This is a genomic window from Vibrio marinisediminis, assembly GCF_014050145.1.
In the GTDB taxonomy this organism is placed as follows: domain Bacteria; phylum Pseudomonadota; class Gammaproteobacteria; order Enterobacterales; family Vibrionaceae; genus Vibrio; species Vibrio marinisediminis.
This window is the reverse complement of record NZ_JACFYF010000225.1, coordinates 1-278: the sequence shown is the minus strand read 5'-3', so window position 1 is coordinate 278 and position 278 is coordinate 1. Positions and strand designations below refer to the sequence as shown.

Here is a 278-nt window from a genome sequence, read left to right as displayed (position 1 = left end):
CAATATTGAATTTAGCACAAAACTAAACGCTTCCATCTCTAATACTTCTAAATTTGATGATCATAACCTTCAAAATATCATAGGAAATCAATTAGCTTCTCAAGGTTTTTATGAAATTCTAAACAACTCGCTCACCACTCCAGACTATGTAAAGTTAGATGAGCAGTTAAAAGAAGAGCATAATGTAACCATGCTAAACCCATTAAGCAACGACTTGTCTGTAATGAGACAATCGCTATTGTTTTCAGGTTTAGAAGCACTTTCTTTTAATATTAATA

The 278-nt window shown here is 31.7% G+C and carries 1 protein-coding gene; it reads left to right on the top strand.

Translation table 11 applies throughout. The features are described 5' to 3' along the window. Positions 1 to 278 (top strand): hypothetical protein (locus H2O73_RS23945; protein WP_220457747.1); only part of this gene is annotated, 278 nt, incomplete at both ends.